This window comes from Halopenitus persicus (assembly GCF_900107205.1).
GTDB classification, from domain to species: domain Archaea; phylum Halobacteriota; class Halobacteria; order Halobacteriales; family Haloferacaceae; genus Halopenitus; species Halopenitus persicus.
This window is the reverse complement of the sequence record NZ_FNPC01000003.1, coordinates 180,560-197,360: the sequence shown is the minus strand read 5'-3', so window position 1 is coordinate 197,360 and position 16,801 is coordinate 180,560. Positions and strand designations below refer to the sequence as shown.

13 protein-coding genes are annotated in these 16,801 nt (G+C 66.0%); 7 read left to right on the top strand and 6 right to left on the bottom strand.

What is annotated here, in order from left to right:
- Nucleotides 1–93 precede the first annotated feature (93 nt).
- The gene (locus BLV25_RS06180) at nt 94–1,752 is read right to left on the bottom strand and encodes an aldehyde ferredoxin oxidoreductase family protein (RefSeq protein WP_021073813.1); all 1,659 of its coding nucleotides are present in this window, start codon (nt 1,750–1,752) and stop codon (nt 94–96) included.
- A gap of 245 nt (nt 1,753–1,997) precedes the next feature.
- On the opposite strand from BLV25_RS06180, the gene BLV25_RS06175 reads away from it, so the two are divergent.
- The 3 genes from BLV25_RS06175 (at nt 1,998) to BLV25_RS06165 (ending at nt 4,844) form a co-directional block, all read left to right on the top strand.
- Nucleotides 1,998–2,267 carry a hypothetical protein gene (locus BLV25_RS06175; protein WP_092731452.1) on the top strand — a complete coding sequence of 90 codons (270 nt, stop codon included), beginning with the start codon at nt 1,998–2,000 and terminating at the stop codon, nt 2,265–2,267.
- A complete protein-coding gene (locus BLV25_RS06170) occupies nt 2,267–3,814 on the top strand; it encodes a sodium:solute symporter family protein (protein WP_092731450.1) in 1,548 nt (515 codons plus the stop codon). Before BLV25_RS06175 ends, BLV25_RS06170 begins: the two co-directional genes overlap by 1 nt.
- A 163-nt stretch (nt 3,815–3,977) precedes the next feature.
- Complete coding sequence (locus BLV25_RS06165; protein ID WP_092731448.1) at nt 3,978–4,844, top strand: amidohydrolase family protein; 867 nt, start codon at nt 3,978–3,980, stop codon at nt 4,842–4,844.
- Between the two features lie 39 nt (nt 4,845–4,883).
- On the opposite strand, the gene BLV25_RS06160 is transcribed toward BLV25_RS06165, so the two are convergent.
- Both BLV25_RS06160 and BLV25_RS06155 read right to left on the bottom strand, forming a co-directional pair.
- On the bottom strand, nt 4,884–6,059 hold the full coding sequence (locus tag BLV25_RS06160; protein WP_256335659.1) for an ABC transporter ATP-binding protein: 1,176 nt from the start codon (nt 6,057–6,059) through the stop codon (nt 4,884–4,886).
- A gap of 51 nt (nt 6,060–6,110) precedes the next feature.
- Nucleotides 6,111–7,280: an ABC transporter substrate-binding protein gene (locus BLV25_RS06155; protein ID WP_021073808.1), complete on the bottom strand. Its 1,170-nt coding sequence runs from the start codon at nt 7,278–7,280 to the stop codon at nt 6,111–6,113.
- A 241-nt stretch (nt 7,281–7,521) separates the two neighbouring features.
- Between BLV25_RS06155 and BLV25_RS06150 the strand changes: the two genes are divergently transcribed.
- Together BLV25_RS06150 and BLV25_RS06145 are read left to right on the top strand one after the other, a co-directional pair.
- Nucleotides 7,522–8,418, top strand: coding sequence for an ABC transporter permease (locus BLV25_RS06150; protein WP_092731444.1), 897 nt, complete (start codon nt 7,522–7,524; stop codon nt 8,416–8,418).
- Between the two features lie 2 nt (nt 8,419–8,420).
- Entirely contained in the window at nt 8,421–9,266 is an 846-nt protein-coding gene (locus BLV25_RS06145) for an ABC transporter permease (RefSeq protein WP_021073806.1), read from the top strand.
- 185 nt (nt 9,267–9,451) lie between these two features.
- On the opposite strand, the gene BLV25_RS06140 is transcribed toward BLV25_RS06145, so the two are convergent.
- Nucleotides 9,452–11,788: an aminotransferase class III-fold pyridoxal phosphate-dependent enzyme gene (locus BLV25_RS06140; protein ID WP_092731442.1), complete on the bottom strand. Its 2,337-nt coding sequence runs from the start codon at nt 11,786–11,788 to the stop codon at nt 9,452–9,454.
- Nucleotides 11,789–11,854: 66 nt separating this feature from the next.
- The gene (locus BLV25_RS06135) at nt 11,855–13,171 is read right to left on the bottom strand and encodes a glutamine synthetase family protein (protein WP_039401741.1); all 1,317 of its coding nucleotides are present in this window, start codon (nt 13,169–13,171) and stop codon (nt 11,855–11,857) included.
- A 144-nt stretch (nt 13,172–13,315) separates the two neighbouring features.
- On the opposite strand from BLV25_RS06135, the gene BLV25_RS06130 reads away from it, so the two are divergent.
- Complete coding sequence (locus BLV25_RS06130) at nt 13,316–13,945, top strand: type 1 glutamine amidotransferase (RefSeq protein WP_021073803.1); 630 nt, start codon at nt 13,316–13,318, stop codon at nt 13,943–13,945.
- A 153-nt stretch (nt 13,946–14,098) separates the two neighbouring features.
- On the opposite strand, the gene BLV25_RS06125 is transcribed toward BLV25_RS06130, so the two are convergent.
- Nucleotides 14,099–15,427 carry an aminotransferase family protein gene (locus tag BLV25_RS06125; RefSeq protein ID WP_021073802.1) on the bottom strand — a complete coding sequence of 443 codons (1,329 nt, stop codon included), beginning with the start codon at nt 15,425–15,427 and terminating at the stop codon, nt 14,099–14,101.
- 317 nt (nt 15,428–15,744) lie between these two features.
- Here BLV25_RS06125 and BLV25_RS06120 point away from each other — a divergent pair, with 317 nt between their 5' ends.
- Entirely contained in the window at nt 15,745–16,734 is a 990-nt protein-coding gene (locus BLV25_RS06120; protein WP_092731440.1) for an ornithine cyclodeaminase family protein, read from the top strand.
- Nucleotides 16,735–16,801 lie beyond the last annotated feature (67 nt).

The following is a 16,801-nucleotide window of genomic DNA, read 5'->3' as shown; positions in this document are numbered from 1 at the left end:
GTGTCGCCCGCGTTTCGGCACGCGATCGTCGGCAGCGACGGCCGGCTGCCCGTCAACGGGCCAAGTGCGTCAGGCCGGCACGGTCGAGTCGCGTCAGGCCGGCACGGCCGAGGCGGGAACGACGCCGTCCTCCCAGCCGCGGGCGTCGTAGTACTCGTCGAGCGCCTCCTCGAGGTCCGGGAGGTCGTACGGGAGCGTGTCGTCGTCCCGGTCGAGGCCGCGCTGGTTGTTGAAGTGGCGCTCGAGGGTGACGATCCGGCCGCCGACGGCGAGGAGGTCCTCGAAGTCCGCGCCGAACAGCGCCTCGTAGCGGTCGGGGTTCATGTAGTCCCGGGAGAACTTACAGACGACGCCGGCGTCGTTGAGCGCCATCAGGTTCTCGCGCTCGACGAGGCGGTCGGCCTTCCCGAGCGTCCCCTCGGGGTCGAGGGCGTCCTCCTCGGGGACGAGGGGGTACTCGACGGAGTAGAAGGTCGCGTACATGTGGTCCGCGCCGCGGTTGGAGACGGCGTAGGAGAGCCCCTGCCCGTGGAGGACGCGCCCCTCGTGGGCCGCGAAGTCCATCCCCTTGACCGACCAGTTCTCGACGCCGAGCTCGTCGTGGCACCGGTCGATCCCCTCCGCGAGGAGGTCGCCGACGCCCTCGCGGCGGGCGATCTTCTCGACGGTCTCGTGGATGAGGTCGACGTTCCCGAACTCGTCCTCGCTGGCGAGGTAGGCCGCGACGGTGTTGCCGGCGGAGATCGCGTCCAGGCCGTACTGGTCACACAGCTCGTTCGACTGCATCACGTCGACGATGTCGTCGACGCCGGAGTTCGAGCCGAACGCCATCGCGACCTCGAACTCGGGGCCCTCCGTCTCGACGCCGCGCTCCTCGTCCCGCGTCGGGAGCTTGCACGCGAACGCGCAGGCCGAGCAGGTGCCCTTCTTGTACTTCTTCTCCTCGACGGCCGAGCCGTTGATCCCCTCGACGCCCGCGAACTCGCGCTCGGAGAAGTAGTAGGAGGGCAGCCCCTCCATCGCGTTGGCCAGGTCCATCACGGCCACCGTCCCCTGCCGCTTCATGATGTTGTCGTCGGTGGCGGCCTCGCGGTGGACGTCCATCTGGGTGGCGGGGATCTCGATCTCGGGCGCCGAGTCGCCCTCGAAGGTGATCGCCTTGACGTTCTTCGCGCCGAGGACGGCGCCGAGCCCGCCGCGGCCGAACGCGCGCTCCTCGGACGTCATGATGGAGGCGAACCGGACCTCGTTCTCGCCGGCCGGGCCGATGATGGCGGTCTGGTCGGCGGTGATGTCGCGTTCCGACTCGAGGTAGGCGACGGTGTCGCCGACCGTCTCGCCGGCGAGTTCGGGGACGGCCTCGAACTCGATCCCGTCGTCGCGGACGTGGATGGCGATCAGCTCGTCGCTCTCGCCGGCGATCTCGACCGCGCTGTAGCCCGTATCGACGAAGTTGCGCGACATGAAGCCGCCGGCGTTGCTCGAGAGCAGCCCGTCGGTCAGCGGCGAAACGCCGGTGACGTTCATCCGGCCGGTGAAGCTCATCGTCGCCGACTGCATCGGTCCCGTCGTGAACACGAGCCGATTCTCCGGGCCGAGGGGGTCGGCGTCGAACGGGATCCGCTCGTGCGCGAGCCGGGTGCCGACGCCCCGACCGCCGATGTACCGCTCGTTGATCTCCGCGATGTCCTCCTCTGAGGTCTCCCTGCGTCCGACGTCGATGGTCAATAACGGACCTCGGTTGTGGAGCATACCCATAGGTCGTGATTGGATGCTAATAAACCTTCATCGACCGTCGCCGTCGATCGGGGATAATTTCGGGAGTCCGTCATGTGGTCGCTCCGAACGCCGCGGCCGCCGTCCTGCACGGCGATGACCCCACATTTGGATACGGTTCGATACATTCGTCAGACACGCCGAGTTACGTCCACAGGTTGTTTCCTGTTCAACTATCAAACAGATTTATATACCTGCTTTCGGATCGAACGTTCCGAAGTATGTCAACGACACGCAACACGTCGAACGGACCGATAACCGGGTTCATCACCGGGCTCGATCGCCGAACCGTGGTCTTCGCCTTCGGACTCTACTTCGTCGGGCTGTTCGCGACGGTGATGCCGCCGTTGTTCGGCTTTTTCAACCGGATGGAGCCGTTCGTGTTCGGCCTCTCGTTCGTCCTGTTCTGGGTGTTCATCGTGAGCGTCCTGATAGCGGCCGGGCTCGCGGCGCTCTACTGGGTCGAATCGATTCGGGGTGAGCTCGTCTAATGGCGATCTCGGACGTCCTCCCGGCGGTCCTGCTGTTCGCGTATCTGGCGCTCCTGGCGGCGGTCGTGCTCGTGTACGGCCGGCTTCGGGACCAGACGATGGAGGAGTACGCGGTCGCCGGGCGCTCGTATCCGTGGTGGATGATGCTGTTCACCGTCCTCGCGACGTGGATCATCGCGAGCTTCTACACGAGCTGGTTCGCGATGGCGGGCACGAGCGGCGCCATCGCCTTCTACATCGTCCTGTACACGATCGCCGGGCTGGTGGTCTACTACGCGATCGCGCCCCGGATCTGGAAGTGGGGAAAACTCCACGACCTCTACAATATGCCGGATTTCATCCGGCTCCGGTTCGACTCGCCGACGCTGGCGGTCCTCGTCGCGATCGGCGCGATCGTCATCGGCGCGCCCTGGCAGGTCCTGTCGATCAAGACCTTCGGGATGTTGATGTACGAGGCGACGAACGGCACCGTCCCGTTCGACGTCGGGATGGGGATCATCACCGCCGTCGTCCTCGGATACATCGTGTTCTCCGGGATGCGCAGCGTCGTCGTCACCGACTTCGTGCAGGGGATCATCTCGACGGTGATCGTCTTCATCGCGCTGGCGTGGATCTCGACCAACCTCTTCGGCGGCTTCGGACCCCTGCTCGACCAGGTCGCCACCCAACAGCCCGAACTGCTCACCGTGCAGGGATCGACGGGCTACTGGGCGTCGATCATCCTCACCGGGACGATCGGCGGGTACGCCTGGCTCGAGATCTTCAACCGGATCTTCCTCGCGAAGGACGTCACGGAGGTCAAGAAGGTCGCGGTCGGCGCACCCATCCTCGTCACCATCACCTCCTTCATGGTTCTCGTGCTCGGGTTGGGCGTCGGGCTCGTCCCCGAGGCCGCGGAGGCCGGCCAGAGCGCGTTCTTCGTGATGGCGGAGGCGGCCGGCGGGCCCCTGCTTTTGGCCGGCGTCGGCGTCATCGTGCTGGCCGCCGGGATGTCGAGCATCGACTCCCAGCTCGCCACCCTCGGCGTGGTCACCTCCTGGAACATCGTCAAGGAGCTCAAACCCGACATCTCGACGGGGAAGGCCGTCAACATCTCCCGAGTCGTCATCGTCGCCTGGGTTCTCGCGGCCTACTACCTGGCGACGCTCGACCTCCCGCTTTTGGCCCGGATCGCCATCTGGACCTACGAGGGGATCGTCCACCTGTTCCCGCCGATCGCGCTCGGACTCGTCTGGAAGCGCGGGAACGCGACCGCCGCGCTGGCCGGGATCGTGGTCGGACTCACCACCACCTACGGCATCAACTTCCTGCTCGCGCCCAGCGTCGGCGGCCCGATCGCCGAACTGGCCGGCTTCACCGGCGCGATCATCGGCCTGCCGCTGAACGTCGCCGTCTACGTGATCGGCGCGTACGTCGGCAGCGACGTGGAGTACGTCGACGAACTGTTCGCCGAGGTGGCCGAATACGACGGCGAATCCCTCGACCTCGAGAGCCGGCAGGAGGTCCTCGACCGGTACGACCCGATCGCGCCGGGGGAGGACGACTGAGTCCGGCTCCCAATCACTGACGTCGGCTTCCGGGACCCGGACTCGGCTCCGGACCGCGGCGTCGACTCCGGACATCGGCGTCGACTCCGGGCGCCGACGTCGACGACGCAGATCGATCAACGGAAAGGATCTTAAACGACGCCACCGATTCTACGACGAAGCGATGCAGTCATCCGATCACCCACCACAAGACGTCTCTCCGGTCGTGGATGCACACGTTCATCTGCTTCCCGATCGCGTCCTTTCGGCCGTCCACGAGTGGTTTCAACGGGAAGTCGGGTGGTCGGTCCCGGACGTGACGGGTGAGGAGATCCGTGACTACGTGGACGCGTTTGCCGGAGCCGTCTGCTTTCCATACGCACACGAACCCGGCGTTGCGCGTTCAATGAACCGGCTGGTTGCCGAACGGATCGAGCCGCTCGACCACGTCGTCGGACTCGCCACCGTCCATGCGGCCGATGACGACCCCGAGTCCGTGGTTCGGGACGGATTGAACGCCGGTCTCACCGGGGTGAAACTCCACTGCCCCGTCCAGGAGTTCCCCCCGTCGGACCGACGACTCGATCCGGTATGCGAACTGGCGGTTGAACGCGAACTCCCCGTCGTTATCCACGCCTCCTCGCATCCGTTCTATCGTGATTCCGACCTCGTGGGACCGGCCGCGACGGCGGACGTTCTCGAGCGGTTCCCCTCCCTTCGCCTCTGTGTGCCCCATCTGGGGCTGTTCGAAACCGACGCCTTCCTCGACCTCGCGGACCGGTACGAGAACGTGATGTTCGATACCGCCGTCGCGGTCGGGGACCGGGTGCACGATCTGATCGGCGTCCGCGAGGGAGAACTGCCGATGGATCGGCTTCGCGACTACACGGATCGAATCATGTTCGGAACCGACTACCCAACGTACCCGCGTTCACTACCGGTCGCCGAGCTGATCGACGACACGCGAGCGGCGTTCCCACGAAGCCACGAGCGCGTCTTACGCCGTAATGCGGTCGACTTCTTCGACGTCGATCCGAAACCACGGTCCTAAAACAGCGAGAGAGTCCCGGCGTTCACGCCGGGGAGGACGTCATTCGAGGATGACTTCGCAGGCGCCGACCGGGAAGCTCACCGTGACGTCGTCGCCGGCCTCGAACTCGTCGACCTCCTCGTTGACCTGCCGTTCGACCTGGAAGGCGTGGCCGTCGACGTCGACCTGGTACACCTTCAGCGACCCCTTATAAATGGCGTCGGTGACGGTGCCGGCCCACTCGTTGGCGTAGCCGCGGCTCTCGCCGGGCGGCGTGAGAACGACCTCCTCGGGCCGGACCGAGACCCCGACGGATCGGCCCGCGTGGTCGGGATACTCGCCGATGGCGACGTCCGGTCCGTCGTCGGTCTCGAGGGTGGCGCCGTCGCCGTCGATCGTCCCCTCGAACAGGTTCGTCTCGCCGATGAACGTGGCGACGAACTGCGTCTCCGGCGACTTGTACAGCGAGTCGGTCGGGCCGACCTGCTCGATCCGTCCGTCGTTCATCACGGCGATCCGGTCGGACATCGTCAGCGCCTCCTCCTGGTCGTGGGTCACGTAGATGAACGTGATCCCCAGCTGCTCCTGGATCTCCTTGAGCTCGACCTGCATGTGCTGGCGGAGCTTCCGGTCGAGGCTCGCGAGCGGCTCGTCGAGCAGGAGAACGTCCGGCTCGCGGACGATCGCGCGCGCCATCGCGACGCGCTGTTTCTGGCCGCCGGACAGTTCGGTCGCCGGGCGCTCGTGATAGCCCGGCAGCTCGACCATCTCCAGCGCCTCCGTGACGCGCTCCTCGCGCTCGCCCTCGGGAACGCCGTCCATCTCGAGGCCGAAGGAGATGTTCTCCTCGACGGTCATGTGCGGGAACAGCGCCCACTCCTGGAACACCATACTGGTGTTGCGCGCGTTGGCGGGCAGGTTCGTGACGTCCTCGCCGCTTATCGACACCGTCCCGTCGGTCGGCGTCTCCAGCCCGCTTATCATTCGCAGCGTCGTCGACTTCCCGCAGCCGGACGGGCCAAGCAGGGTGAGGAACTCGCCGGCCTCGATCTCGAGGTTCACGCCGTCGACCGCGACGACGTCGTCGAACTCCTTTCTGAGCTCATCCAGCTGTACGGCACCGCGCGTCGACGTCGCCGCGGCGCCGTCCGTGGCCGGGGCCGTCCCGTCCGTCGCCTCGTCGTGGTCCGTGTCGGCCGATTCCTCGGGGTCGTGTGTATCCATTTTGGTGCTCATAATGAACTCCCGGGTAATGAACACCCGGGTGTTGAAGGCTGACGTGGGCGCTTAGATGCTGCTTTCGGCCTTCGCTTCCTCCCACATATCCGTCCACTGGTCGGTCATGGGGGAGAACTCGTAGGGCGTGGTCCGGTTGGCGATCTCCTCGGCCGCGCTGAAGCCCTCCTCGGTGAACATCAGCGCCTCCTGTTCGTCGGCGCTGAAGAGGTCGAACGACTCCGTGTTGACCGGCGGGCTCTTCGCCGCGGGCTCCCAGGCGATGCTGCGCTGGCCCTCCGGCGAAATGACGGTGTTCATGAACTCGATCGCGAGCTCGCGGTCGCTCGGGTCCTTCACCAGACACATTCCCTCGGTCCACTGCATGCCGCCCTGCTCGGGCAGCACGACGTTGACCCAGTCGTTGCCCTCCGCGCGCAGCTCCGACATCGTGAAGTTGCCGACCGGGGAGATGACGATGTCCTCCTGGAGGAACGCCTGGCGGATGGCGCTGGTTCCGCTGTAGATCGCGGTGAACTGGTCGAACATCTGCACCAGGTGGTCGAAGACGTCGTCCAGCTGCTCGTCGGTCTGCTCGAACGGCGGGTAGCCGAGCGTCTGGGCGATCTTCGGGATGTTCCAGGTCGGCCAGTCCATAATCCCCATCCGGTCGGTGTACTGTCCGTCGGGACCGCCCGTCCAGAGCACCTCGTAGGAGTCGTAATGGCCCTCCTCGACCTGGTTCGTGTTGACCGTCAGCGTGTCCCAGCCCCACCGCGTGGGCAGCGCGTACATCTCGTCGTCGTACTCGAAGGAGCTGAACGGCCACTGGAACTCGCTCAGGAAGTTCTCCATCGCCGGGAAGTCGTCCGGCGACAGCGGCTCGATCGTCCCCGCCTCCGCGTGGCGCGCCGCCCACGTGTTGTTGAGCGTGAGCAGGTCGTAATCCTCCGTCCCGCCGCTCTCGAGGATGTTCAACCCCTCGGGGTCGCTCGAAAGGAGACTGATGTTGACCGTCGCGTCGTGCTCGGATTCGAACGTATCAACGATCGCGTCCGTTCCGTATCCCTCCCAGGTGAGGACGTTCAGTTCGGTCGTGCCGCCGCCGAGACAGCCGGCCACCGCCGCGGTGCCGACCGCGCCCGTCGCCTGGATGAACCGACGCCGTGAGGCCATCGATCGGCCGGACGCATCCATCGGTCGTTCGGACGTGTCGCTCGATTCGGGTGTGTGGGAAGTCATCGTGAGTCTATAGTAGCATGTCGTGCTCTCGTATATAAATCTTTCCTAATAGTTCATCAATGAGTGGGTTTTCTTCCATCGAGTCCAACTCACCGGTTCATTCTTGGATTTTAGTTCGATACGGATGGCGGTTCGACGCGCCTCGATTCCTGCGTGGGGGGCCGGTTTCGTGAACGTTCCGCCCGCGATATCGCTTTCGCGATCGGAAGATATATTGGACTGAGTTCGATCAACAGGGAGTATGGTGGAGACTCACAGTAGAACAGATACCATACTTCGAACCATACTCGATCGCGTCCGCGAGTCGAACAGCTTCCTCGTGACCGGCGGGCCCATCCTCCTTCTCGAGGTTTTGTTCTTCCTGGCTCCCGTGGCGATCATGTTCTACATCGCCACGACCGGGATGGAAAGCCTCGCGGTAACGCTGGATTTCACCCTCAGTAACTACACCGCGGTGTACACGAGGGCGGCCAACCGGGTGGCGTTCATCAACACGACGCTGATCGCGCTGGTGACGACCACGACGGCGGTCGTCGTCGCCTACCCGTTCGCCTACTACATCGCCCGGTTCGGCGGGAAGTACAAGAACGTCCTGCTCGTGCTCGTGATGATTCCCTTCTGGACGAACTACATCGTGCGCGTGTACGGCTGGCAGATCATCCTCGGCACGGAGGGCGTGCTCAACGGGCTGTTGGTCTCCCTCGGGCTCATCTCCGAGCCGATCGGCTGGCTCCTGAACACCAAGTTCTCGATCTGGCTCGGATTGACCTACCTCTGGTTGCCCTTCATGATCCTCCCGCTGTACACGAGCCTCGAGAAGCTCGACGAGTCGCTGATCGAGGCCGCCTACGACCTGGGGGCGAGCCGACGCGAGGTGTTCAAGCGGATCGTTCTCCCCCTTTCGATCCCCGGGTTGGTCGGCGGAATCATCTTCGTGTTCATCTTCAGCATGGGCGCCTACATCGTGCCCGCGATGATCGGCGGCGGCGAGCTGTTCGTCGGGACCCGCATCGCGTACGCCTTCGGCATCGGTAGCGACTGGCCGCTGGGGGCCGCCCTCGGCAGCGTTCTGATGTTGATCGTCGGCGGCGTGCTGTGGAGTCTGATGGGCTACACCGACATAGAGGAGATGTTCTAACGATGAGCGTCGACGCCGCCACTTCCGACGGGAGCGCCGCCGAGGAGTCCGCGGGCCAGTCGCCGATGAATACGGTGTTGAACGCCGTCAGTGGATACTGGATGCCCGTCTGGGCGATCCTCGTCTTCGGGTTCCTGTACGCGCCGATCGCCGTCCTGATCCTCTTCTCCTTCGAGCAGGGGACCTTCTCCGGGTTCCCCTGGGACGGGTTCACGATGCAGTGGTACGTCCAGATGGTCAACGACGACCGGCTCATCCAGTCCACGCTCAACAGCCTCTACGTGGGCGCGTTCGTCACCACCGGCGCGACGATCCTCGGCACGCTCGGGGCGATCGCCTTGGTCCGCGGGAGCTTCCGCCGGAAGGGACTGTTCCGCGCGCTCGTCATCGCGCCGATGACGATCCCCGGACTCATCCTCGGGATCGCGTTGCTGCTCTGGTTCAATATGATCGGGTTCAACACGTCCCTGCGCACCGTGATGCTCGGCCAGCTCGTCTTCGTGACTCCGTTCGTGCTCATCACCGTGAGCGCGCGTCTGCGCGGGTTCGATCCCGAGCTCGAGGAGGCCGCCCGCGACCTGGGCGCGAGCAAGTGGCAGACCTACCGCCGGGTCACCCTGCCCATCCTGATGCCCGGGATCATCAGCGGCGCGCTGTTCGCGTTCACGCTCTCGTTCGACGACTTCCTGATCGCCTTCTTTACGAGCGGCGTGGAGAACACGCTCCCGATCTACATCTGGTCGAAGGTCCAGCACGGAACCGACCCCGTGATCAACGCGATCAGCGCGATGGTCCTGCTGTTCAGCATCTCGCTCATCGTGATCAGCGAACTGCTCCGCCAGCGATAGGATCGCCCTCGTTTCCAACGCCGTTCGTTTCGACGACGCGGTCGACGTTTGTTCCACACGTCGCCTGACGCGACCTGCTCACACATCGTCTCCCCACACGTACACGCCGGCTGGCGCGGTCGAACCGATCGCGAAAACCGCCCGCTCAAGTCGATCTTTTGAATCGCTCGCTCGAACCGACGCTTTCAGCCGTGACGCGTGAGATCCGAGAGGACGTCGTCCAACGCCGTCACGAGACGATCCGCGTGGGTCCGTTCGAACACCAACGGCGGCCGGATCTTCAACACGTTCCCGTCCGCGCCGGTCGACCCGATGAGCACGCGGCGCTTCCGGAGTCCGTTGACGACGGCGGTCGTCTCGCTCGTCGCCGGCTCCCACGTCCCGCGATCCCGAACGAGCTCCACGCCGATCATCAGTCCGCTCCGACGAACGTCACCGATGAGGTCGTGTTCCGCAGCCAGTTCCGCGAGCCCGTCCTCCAGGTAGGCGCCGACGTCGACGACGTGATCCAGCAGGTCGTTCTCCTCGATCTCGTCCAGCACCGCCAGCGCGGCCGCACAGGAGACGGGGTTCCCGCCGAACGTGCTGAAAAAGCCGGTCCGGTCGTACAGGGTCGAGGCGATCTCCGACCGCGTCACGACGGCGGCGACGGGATGCCCGTTGCCCATCGGTTTGCCGAGCGTGACGACGTCGGGGATGATGTCCGCGTTCCGGAAGCCCCAGAGGGACTCCCCGGAGCGGCCGAACCCGGACTGCACCTCGTCCGCGATGACGAGTCCCCCCGCCTCGCGAACGCGATCGACCATCGACGTCAGTCGCTCCACGTCGGGCGGGTAGATCCCGTCGCTCGTGAACAGCGGATCGAACGTCCACGCCGCGGCGTCAGTCCCCCGTTCCTCGAGGGCCGCCAGTGATTCGGTCATCCCCTGGACCGGATCCGCGGCCGTTCGGTCCCCGTGGTGCGCATCGTCGATCGGGGGCGCGACGGTCTCGACGTGGTCCGGATCCATCCCCTCGGGCCAGATCGTCGGGGACTGTGCGGTCGTCGCCTCCGTGATCCCGTGATACGCGTGCTCCGAGACGACCGCGCCCTCGTTTCCGGTCGCGGCCGTGGCCAGTCGCCACGCTGTGTCGGTCGCCTCGCTGCCGGAGTTGACGAACAGGACGCGGTCCAGCTCGTCGGGCATCGTCGCCAGGATCCGTTCGGCCAGCTCCACCGGCGCTTCGTGGAGGTACCGCGTGTTGGTGGCGAGCGTGTGTGCCTGTCCCGCGATGGCGTTCGCCACGGCCGGGTTCGCGTGACCGACGACGGGAACGTTGTTGTACGCGTCGAGGTAGCGTCGCCCGGCCGGGTCGGACAACCACACCCCATCGCCGTCGACGAAGTGAACGGGATCGTCATACGAGAGCGGCGACGATCCGAGCACGTCCCGTCGTCGAGACAGTAACTCCGACGTGTTCCGTCGGGAATACGGGGCGAGTCCGGATTTTGCGGCGGTTCGGAGCCGGCGATTGACGGCGTCCAGCCCCCGTTCATCGAGCGACCGCAGGAGGTCCCATCCGTCGTCGACGCCGTCGACGCTGTGGGCGTCCGTCTTCTCGGGGTGCTCCTCGAGCCGCCACGCGACGGTGACGCCCCAGGTGAGGTGCCGTGCCGCGACGAGATCCGCCAGCAATTCCGCCTCCTCGTCCTCGAGCGGCGTGACGCCGACGTACCCGCGGATCACTTCCCGGGCCGCCTCGATCGGGTCGTCACGGCGGTACATCACGCTCGCGACCGCCATCACCAGGTCGCTCACGAGGGCCGTGTGGGTGAGGTCGCCGAAGTCCACGATGCCGCTGACGCGATCGGCGTCGTCCAGAAGGACGTTGTCGAGCGTGAGGTCGTTGTGGATCACCTGCGCACGGAGCGAGTCGAAGCCCGGGTCCACCCGGTTCTCGAACCGATCGAGGATGCGCTCGGCGAGCTCGCGTCGCTCGGCGTCAGTGATGCTGTCAAGCAGCGACCGAAGCTCGGGGACGTGCTGCAGATCCCACAGGATGTCGTAGTCGGCGTCGGGATGGAAGAAGCCGCGGAGTGCCCTCCCGAGCCGCGCCACCATCGCCCCGTATTCCTGTAGGGCCTCCGCGTCGAGGTCCTGGCCCGGAACGGGGCGCCCCGGAACGTGGGTGAACAACCGCACGTGATACGTCTCGCCGTCCTCGACGGTCGTCCACGGTGACCCATCGATCGTCGACACGGGCTCCATCACCGGGAGGTCGGGATCGGTCCGTCGGATGTGACGCAGCGCCTCGGTCTGTAGATCGAGCGATGCCTCGTCATCCGCCGGGCTGGAGACCTTCAGGACGTACGCCTCGCCGTCGGCGGCGTCGATCCGAAAGTTCTGGTCCCGTTCCCCGCCGAGTTCGGTCGCGGTTCCCGGCTTCCCGAACTCACGCTCGGCGATCCGTGCCGCCCGCCGTTCATTCAGAGTCGGGGGTTGTACGACAAATGGCTCTAACAGGGTGGCTGCATCCGTCATGAGTCTTCTCTACGCGTTCCAACGAAAGGAACCATACTGAATGTTTCCCGTGCGCCGAAGGGATCCCTAGACCGTCTTCACGTACTGGTCGCGCTCCCAGTCGGTGACGTGGTCCCGAAAGGCCTGCAGTTCGCGCCGTTTGGAGGCCGCATAGACGCGGACGACGTCCTCGCCGAGCAGATCGACCATCGCGTCGTCGGTTTCCAGCGCCCGCAGCGCGACCTCCGGCGAGCGCGGGAGCTCCGGCCGGTCGCCGGTCGGGTCGCCCTCGGTCGGCGCCGGGGGCTCCAGCTCGCGCCGCAGTCCGTCGAGGCCCGCGGCGATCGTCCCCGCGATGACGAGGTAGGGGTTGGCGTCGGCGCTGGCGATCCGGTTCTCCGGCCGGACGACTCCCGGCGGAACGCGGACCGCGGTCATCCGGTTGTCGTACCCCCAGGAGGCGGTGTAGGGCGCGAACGAGTTCGGCTCGAACCGCTTGAAGCCGTTGATGCTCGGCGTCCCGAGCGCGGCCAGCGCGTCGGCGTGTTCCATCAGCCCGCCGACGAAGTGCCGACCGCGCTCGGAGAGGGTTCCGTCCGCGTCACTCGCGTCGGCCGCGAAGACGTTCTCCGCGTCGTCGAACGCGCTCACGTGGAGGTGGTAGCCGCTGCCCGACCGGTCGGCGAAGGGCTTGGCCATGAACGTCGGCCACTGGTCGAAGCTGCGACCGACCTGCTTGACGAGCCGCTTGAAGTCGAAGGTCGTGTCCGCCTGCGCGAGCGGGCGGCCGTAGTCGAACAGCACCTCGAGCTGGCCGGCTCCGTGCTCGTGGTGAAGCGCGGTGAGGTCGATCCCGTAGCCGTCGGCCCACTCGACGAGCCGGTCGTAGAAGTCGGCGACCTCCTCGGTCGCCCACGAGACGCACTCGTGGTTGTCGTCCGTCGCGGAGAGGTACTCGCCGCCGGGGCCCTCCTCGAGGAGGTAGAACTCCAGCTCGCTGCCAGCATAGAAGTCGAACCCGAAGTCGTTGGCCGCAAGCACCGACTCGAGGACCGCCCGCGGCGAGCACGCCAATCGCTCGTCCTCGTGGAAGAACGTGCACAGGACCCGGACGGCGTTCTCGCGCCAGGGGAGCCGCATCGTCGTCTCCGGGATCGGGTGAACGGTGCCGTCGGCGTGTCCGATCTCGGCGCCGAGTCCGGATCCCTCCGGGACGTGGTTGCGCGGCGTCTGGGCCAGCAGCACGAGGTTCATCGCGAGTCCGTCCGCCCACTTCTCGAGGAAGGCGTCCGCGGTGAGCTGCTTCGACCGGGAGATCCCGTTGATGTCCGCGAACTCGACGAAGACGTGGTCGATCGCCGGGTCCTCGATCGTCTCGACCATCCGGTCTGCCGCGTCGCTCATTCGAGCATCGCCCCCCGGTGGTCGGGTTCCTCGCGGATCGTTCGCTGTATGGTAGATCGTCTCATTGGGTGTCTGCCACCGTCTGGATGTGGGTTGCGGTCGAGGTACAATAATTTATCTTTCTCCGGATGAGAGGTTCGGTCGATGATCCTCGTCCTCGACGACGAAGTGAACCCGGAGTATCGGTATCTCGGCCCGGAGATCGCCGAGTTCACGCCCGACAGCGAGTACCACGTCTACGCCGAGGACCCCGAGACGCCCCCGCTCTCGGCGTTCGACGGCGTGATCGTGAGCGGCAGCACCGCGAGCGTCTACGAGGACGGCTACCCCTGGTTCGAGACGCAGATGGAGCTCGTGCGGCGCTGTCTCGAGGAATCGATCCCGCTTTTGGGCGTCTGTTTCGGCCACCAGCTGGTCAACTACGCGCTCGGCGGCGACGTGATCGAGGACCGCCGGCGGGCGACCTTCGTCGAGATGCGCACGCTCGACGCGGACGACACGATCCTGGCGGGCGTGAATCCGGTCGTTCCGGTCCTCCACTCCGACCTCGTCGTCGAGCCCGGCGAGGGGATGGAGCCGATCGCCGAGACCGAGTACAACGACTACTTCTGCACCCGACACGTCGACGCGCCGGTCTGGACCGTCCAGTTCCATCCGGAGTTCACCGAGCGCGTGCGCGACCGGCCCAGCGACTGGTCCGACGGCGACCACACCTTCGCGGAGTGTAACGCGACGGCGGTGCTGGAGAACTTCGCGGCGTACTGCGAACCGTAGCGGGAAAACGAGGTCAAGTCGGCCGGATTGCTCGCAGGCAGCGGCGAACTATTCGAAGACGGCGACCAACTATTCGAAGACGGCGGCGAATTACTCGAAGACGGCGACCAACTATTCGAAGACGGCGGCGAATTACTCGAAGACGGCGACCAACTATTCGAAGACGGCGGCGAACGACTCGTCGAGCGCGTCGAGCGCCTCCTGGACGTCGTCCTCGTCGATGCACAGCGGCGGGGAGAGCGTGATCTGGTAATCCGGCCGTCCGAGCCCCACGAGGACGCCGCGATCCTTGGCCTCGCCGACGACCTCGCTGACGGGGTTGTCGACGTCGCCGCCGTCGACCCAGGAGTTCGCGAACTCCTCGCCGGTCTCGGGGTTCTCCACCACGATGCCCCACAGGAGCCCCTTGCCGTGGACGTGTGAGATCTCGTCGTACCGGTCCACGAGGTCGTGGAGGCCCTCCTCCAGCAGTTCGGACATCTCCCGACCGTTTTCGATGAGGTGGCTCTCGTACTCGTCGATCGCGGCGAGCCCGGCGGCACAGCCCAGCGGGTGCCCCGCGAAGGTCTGCCCGACCTCGGTGCCGTCCTCGCGGATCTCGTCGGCGATGTCCTTCCGCATCAGGACGCCGGCGAGCGGGACGTACGCGCTCGTCACGCCCTTCGCGAACGAGATCATGTCCGGGTCGACGCCCTCGTCCTGCATCGCGAACATCTCGCCGCAGCGACCGAACCCCGCGATCACCTCGTCGGCGATGAGCAGGATCCCGTACTTATCACAGATCTCCCGCAGGCGCTCGAAGTACCCCTCCGGGGCGGGGTAGGCGCCGCTGGATCCGGCCACCGGCTCCATCAGGATGGCGGCCACGGAGTCGGGACCCTCGTTGCGGATCACGTACTCCACGTGGTTGGCCGCCTGCTCGGCGAGCTCCTCCCCCTCGGCGTCGAACACCGACGGGAGGGGCGGCAGGAACTTGCCGGAGCCGGTCACGGCGGCGTGGGAGCTGACGTTGTTCCGCGTGCTCGGGTCGGCGGTCAGCGCGGCGGTCCCGTAGGTGCTGCCGTGGTAGGACTGCCATCGGGTCAGGACCTTCGGGGCGTCGCGGTACTCGCGGGCGTACTGGACGGCCAGCTCGTTCGCCTCGCTGCCCGACACCGAGAAGACGACGTCGGTGAGCGGATCCGGGGAGACCTCGGCCAGCCGGCGTGCAAGCTCCGTCCGCGTGTCGTTCTCCTTGCCCGAGGAGACGTACGGGATGTGGTCGAGCTGCTCTTTGACCGCGTCGATGATCGCCTGGTTGTCGTGGCCGGCGTTGACGCAGTAGAGCGACGCGATGAAGTCGAGGTACGACTCGCCCTCGTCGTCGATGATGCGCGCGCCCTCGCCGTCGGTTATCGGGGCGCTGTCGCCGTCCGGATCGTACCAGTGGGGGATCCAATCTGGATCGTTAGCCAACTGTCGTGCGGTTTGATCGGAGCTCATCCGAGTAAATCCTTCACGGTCATACTATATATTAGTTGTGCCGTCGGTCGCGGAACGGCGTCGTGACGGCGTGAACCGACCGCCAGCGCGCGATCCGGCCTCGTTCAGTTCGGCATCGGGTTGATCGTCAGCGTCCACCACCGAACCAACTGACATCGGGCGGCGGCAGGGCGACGGTCGGGCGGCGGCCGGGCGGGCAATCGCGGATCCGCTGCCGGTGTAGTCGGATAGGATCTAACGAGACGATCGTCGATGAAACGGGAGCCAACGTTTCCGAAATAATTGGTTTTATTATCCTAGACCCGAGACCCGGTGGTATGTCAGTCCTGTTGCTGTCCAGCGAGGACGTCGAAACGTATGCCCGGATGACCGACGTCATCCCCGCCGTCGAGGAAGCCTTCGCGGCCTACGAGCGCGGCAGCGTCCAGATGCCGGCCAAGTCCTACGTCGAGCTGGAGCGATACAACGGCGACTTCCGATCGATGCCGGCGTACATGGACGCCGGCGACTGGGACGCCGCCGGGATCAAGTGGGTCAACGTCCACCCGGACAATCCCGAGAAGCACGACCTCCCCACCGTGATGGGGACGATGATCTACTCGGACCCGGAGACGGCGCTCCCGCTGTCGATCATGGACGGGACGGCGCTGACGATGCAGCGCACCGGCGCCGCGGCGGCGGTCGCGACCGACCACCTGGCGGTCGAGGACGCGTCGACGCTGGGGATCGTGGGGGCGGGCATCCAGTCGTACACGCAGGTCGAGGCGATCGCCGAGGTGCGACCGATCACGGAGATCGTCGTCAGCGACCTCGACGACGAGCGCGTCCGGCGCTTCATCGACCACTTCTCCGGGGAGTTCGACGTCCGCGAGGGGTCGATCGCCGAGGCCGCCTCCTGCGACGTCCTCTCGACGGTCACGCCCGTCCGCGACCCGATCGTGAGCCTCGATGACGTGGGCGAGCACACCCACATCAACGCGATGGGCGCCGACGCCGAGGGCAAGCAGGAGCTCGAGACCGCGGTACTGGAGGCCGCGAAGCTGACGATCGACGACCACGATCAGACCACTCACTCGGGAGAGATCAACGTCCCGTACGGGCGTGGGGAGATCGCGGATCCCCACATCTACGCGGAGATCGGCGAGATCGTCGCCGGCAAGAAAGCCGGCCGAACCGACGACGACGGGATCACGGTCTTCGACTCCACCGGCCTGGCGATCCAGGACGTCGCCGCCGCACGCGTCACCTACGAGGCGGCCACGGACGCGGACGCCGGGACGTCCTTCGACCTCATCGATACCTCATAATCCGAGGATCGAAGTGGTCGGGGATCCCGCCGGCCCGCCGGCCGAAAGATTGAGGAAACCGCCGGCC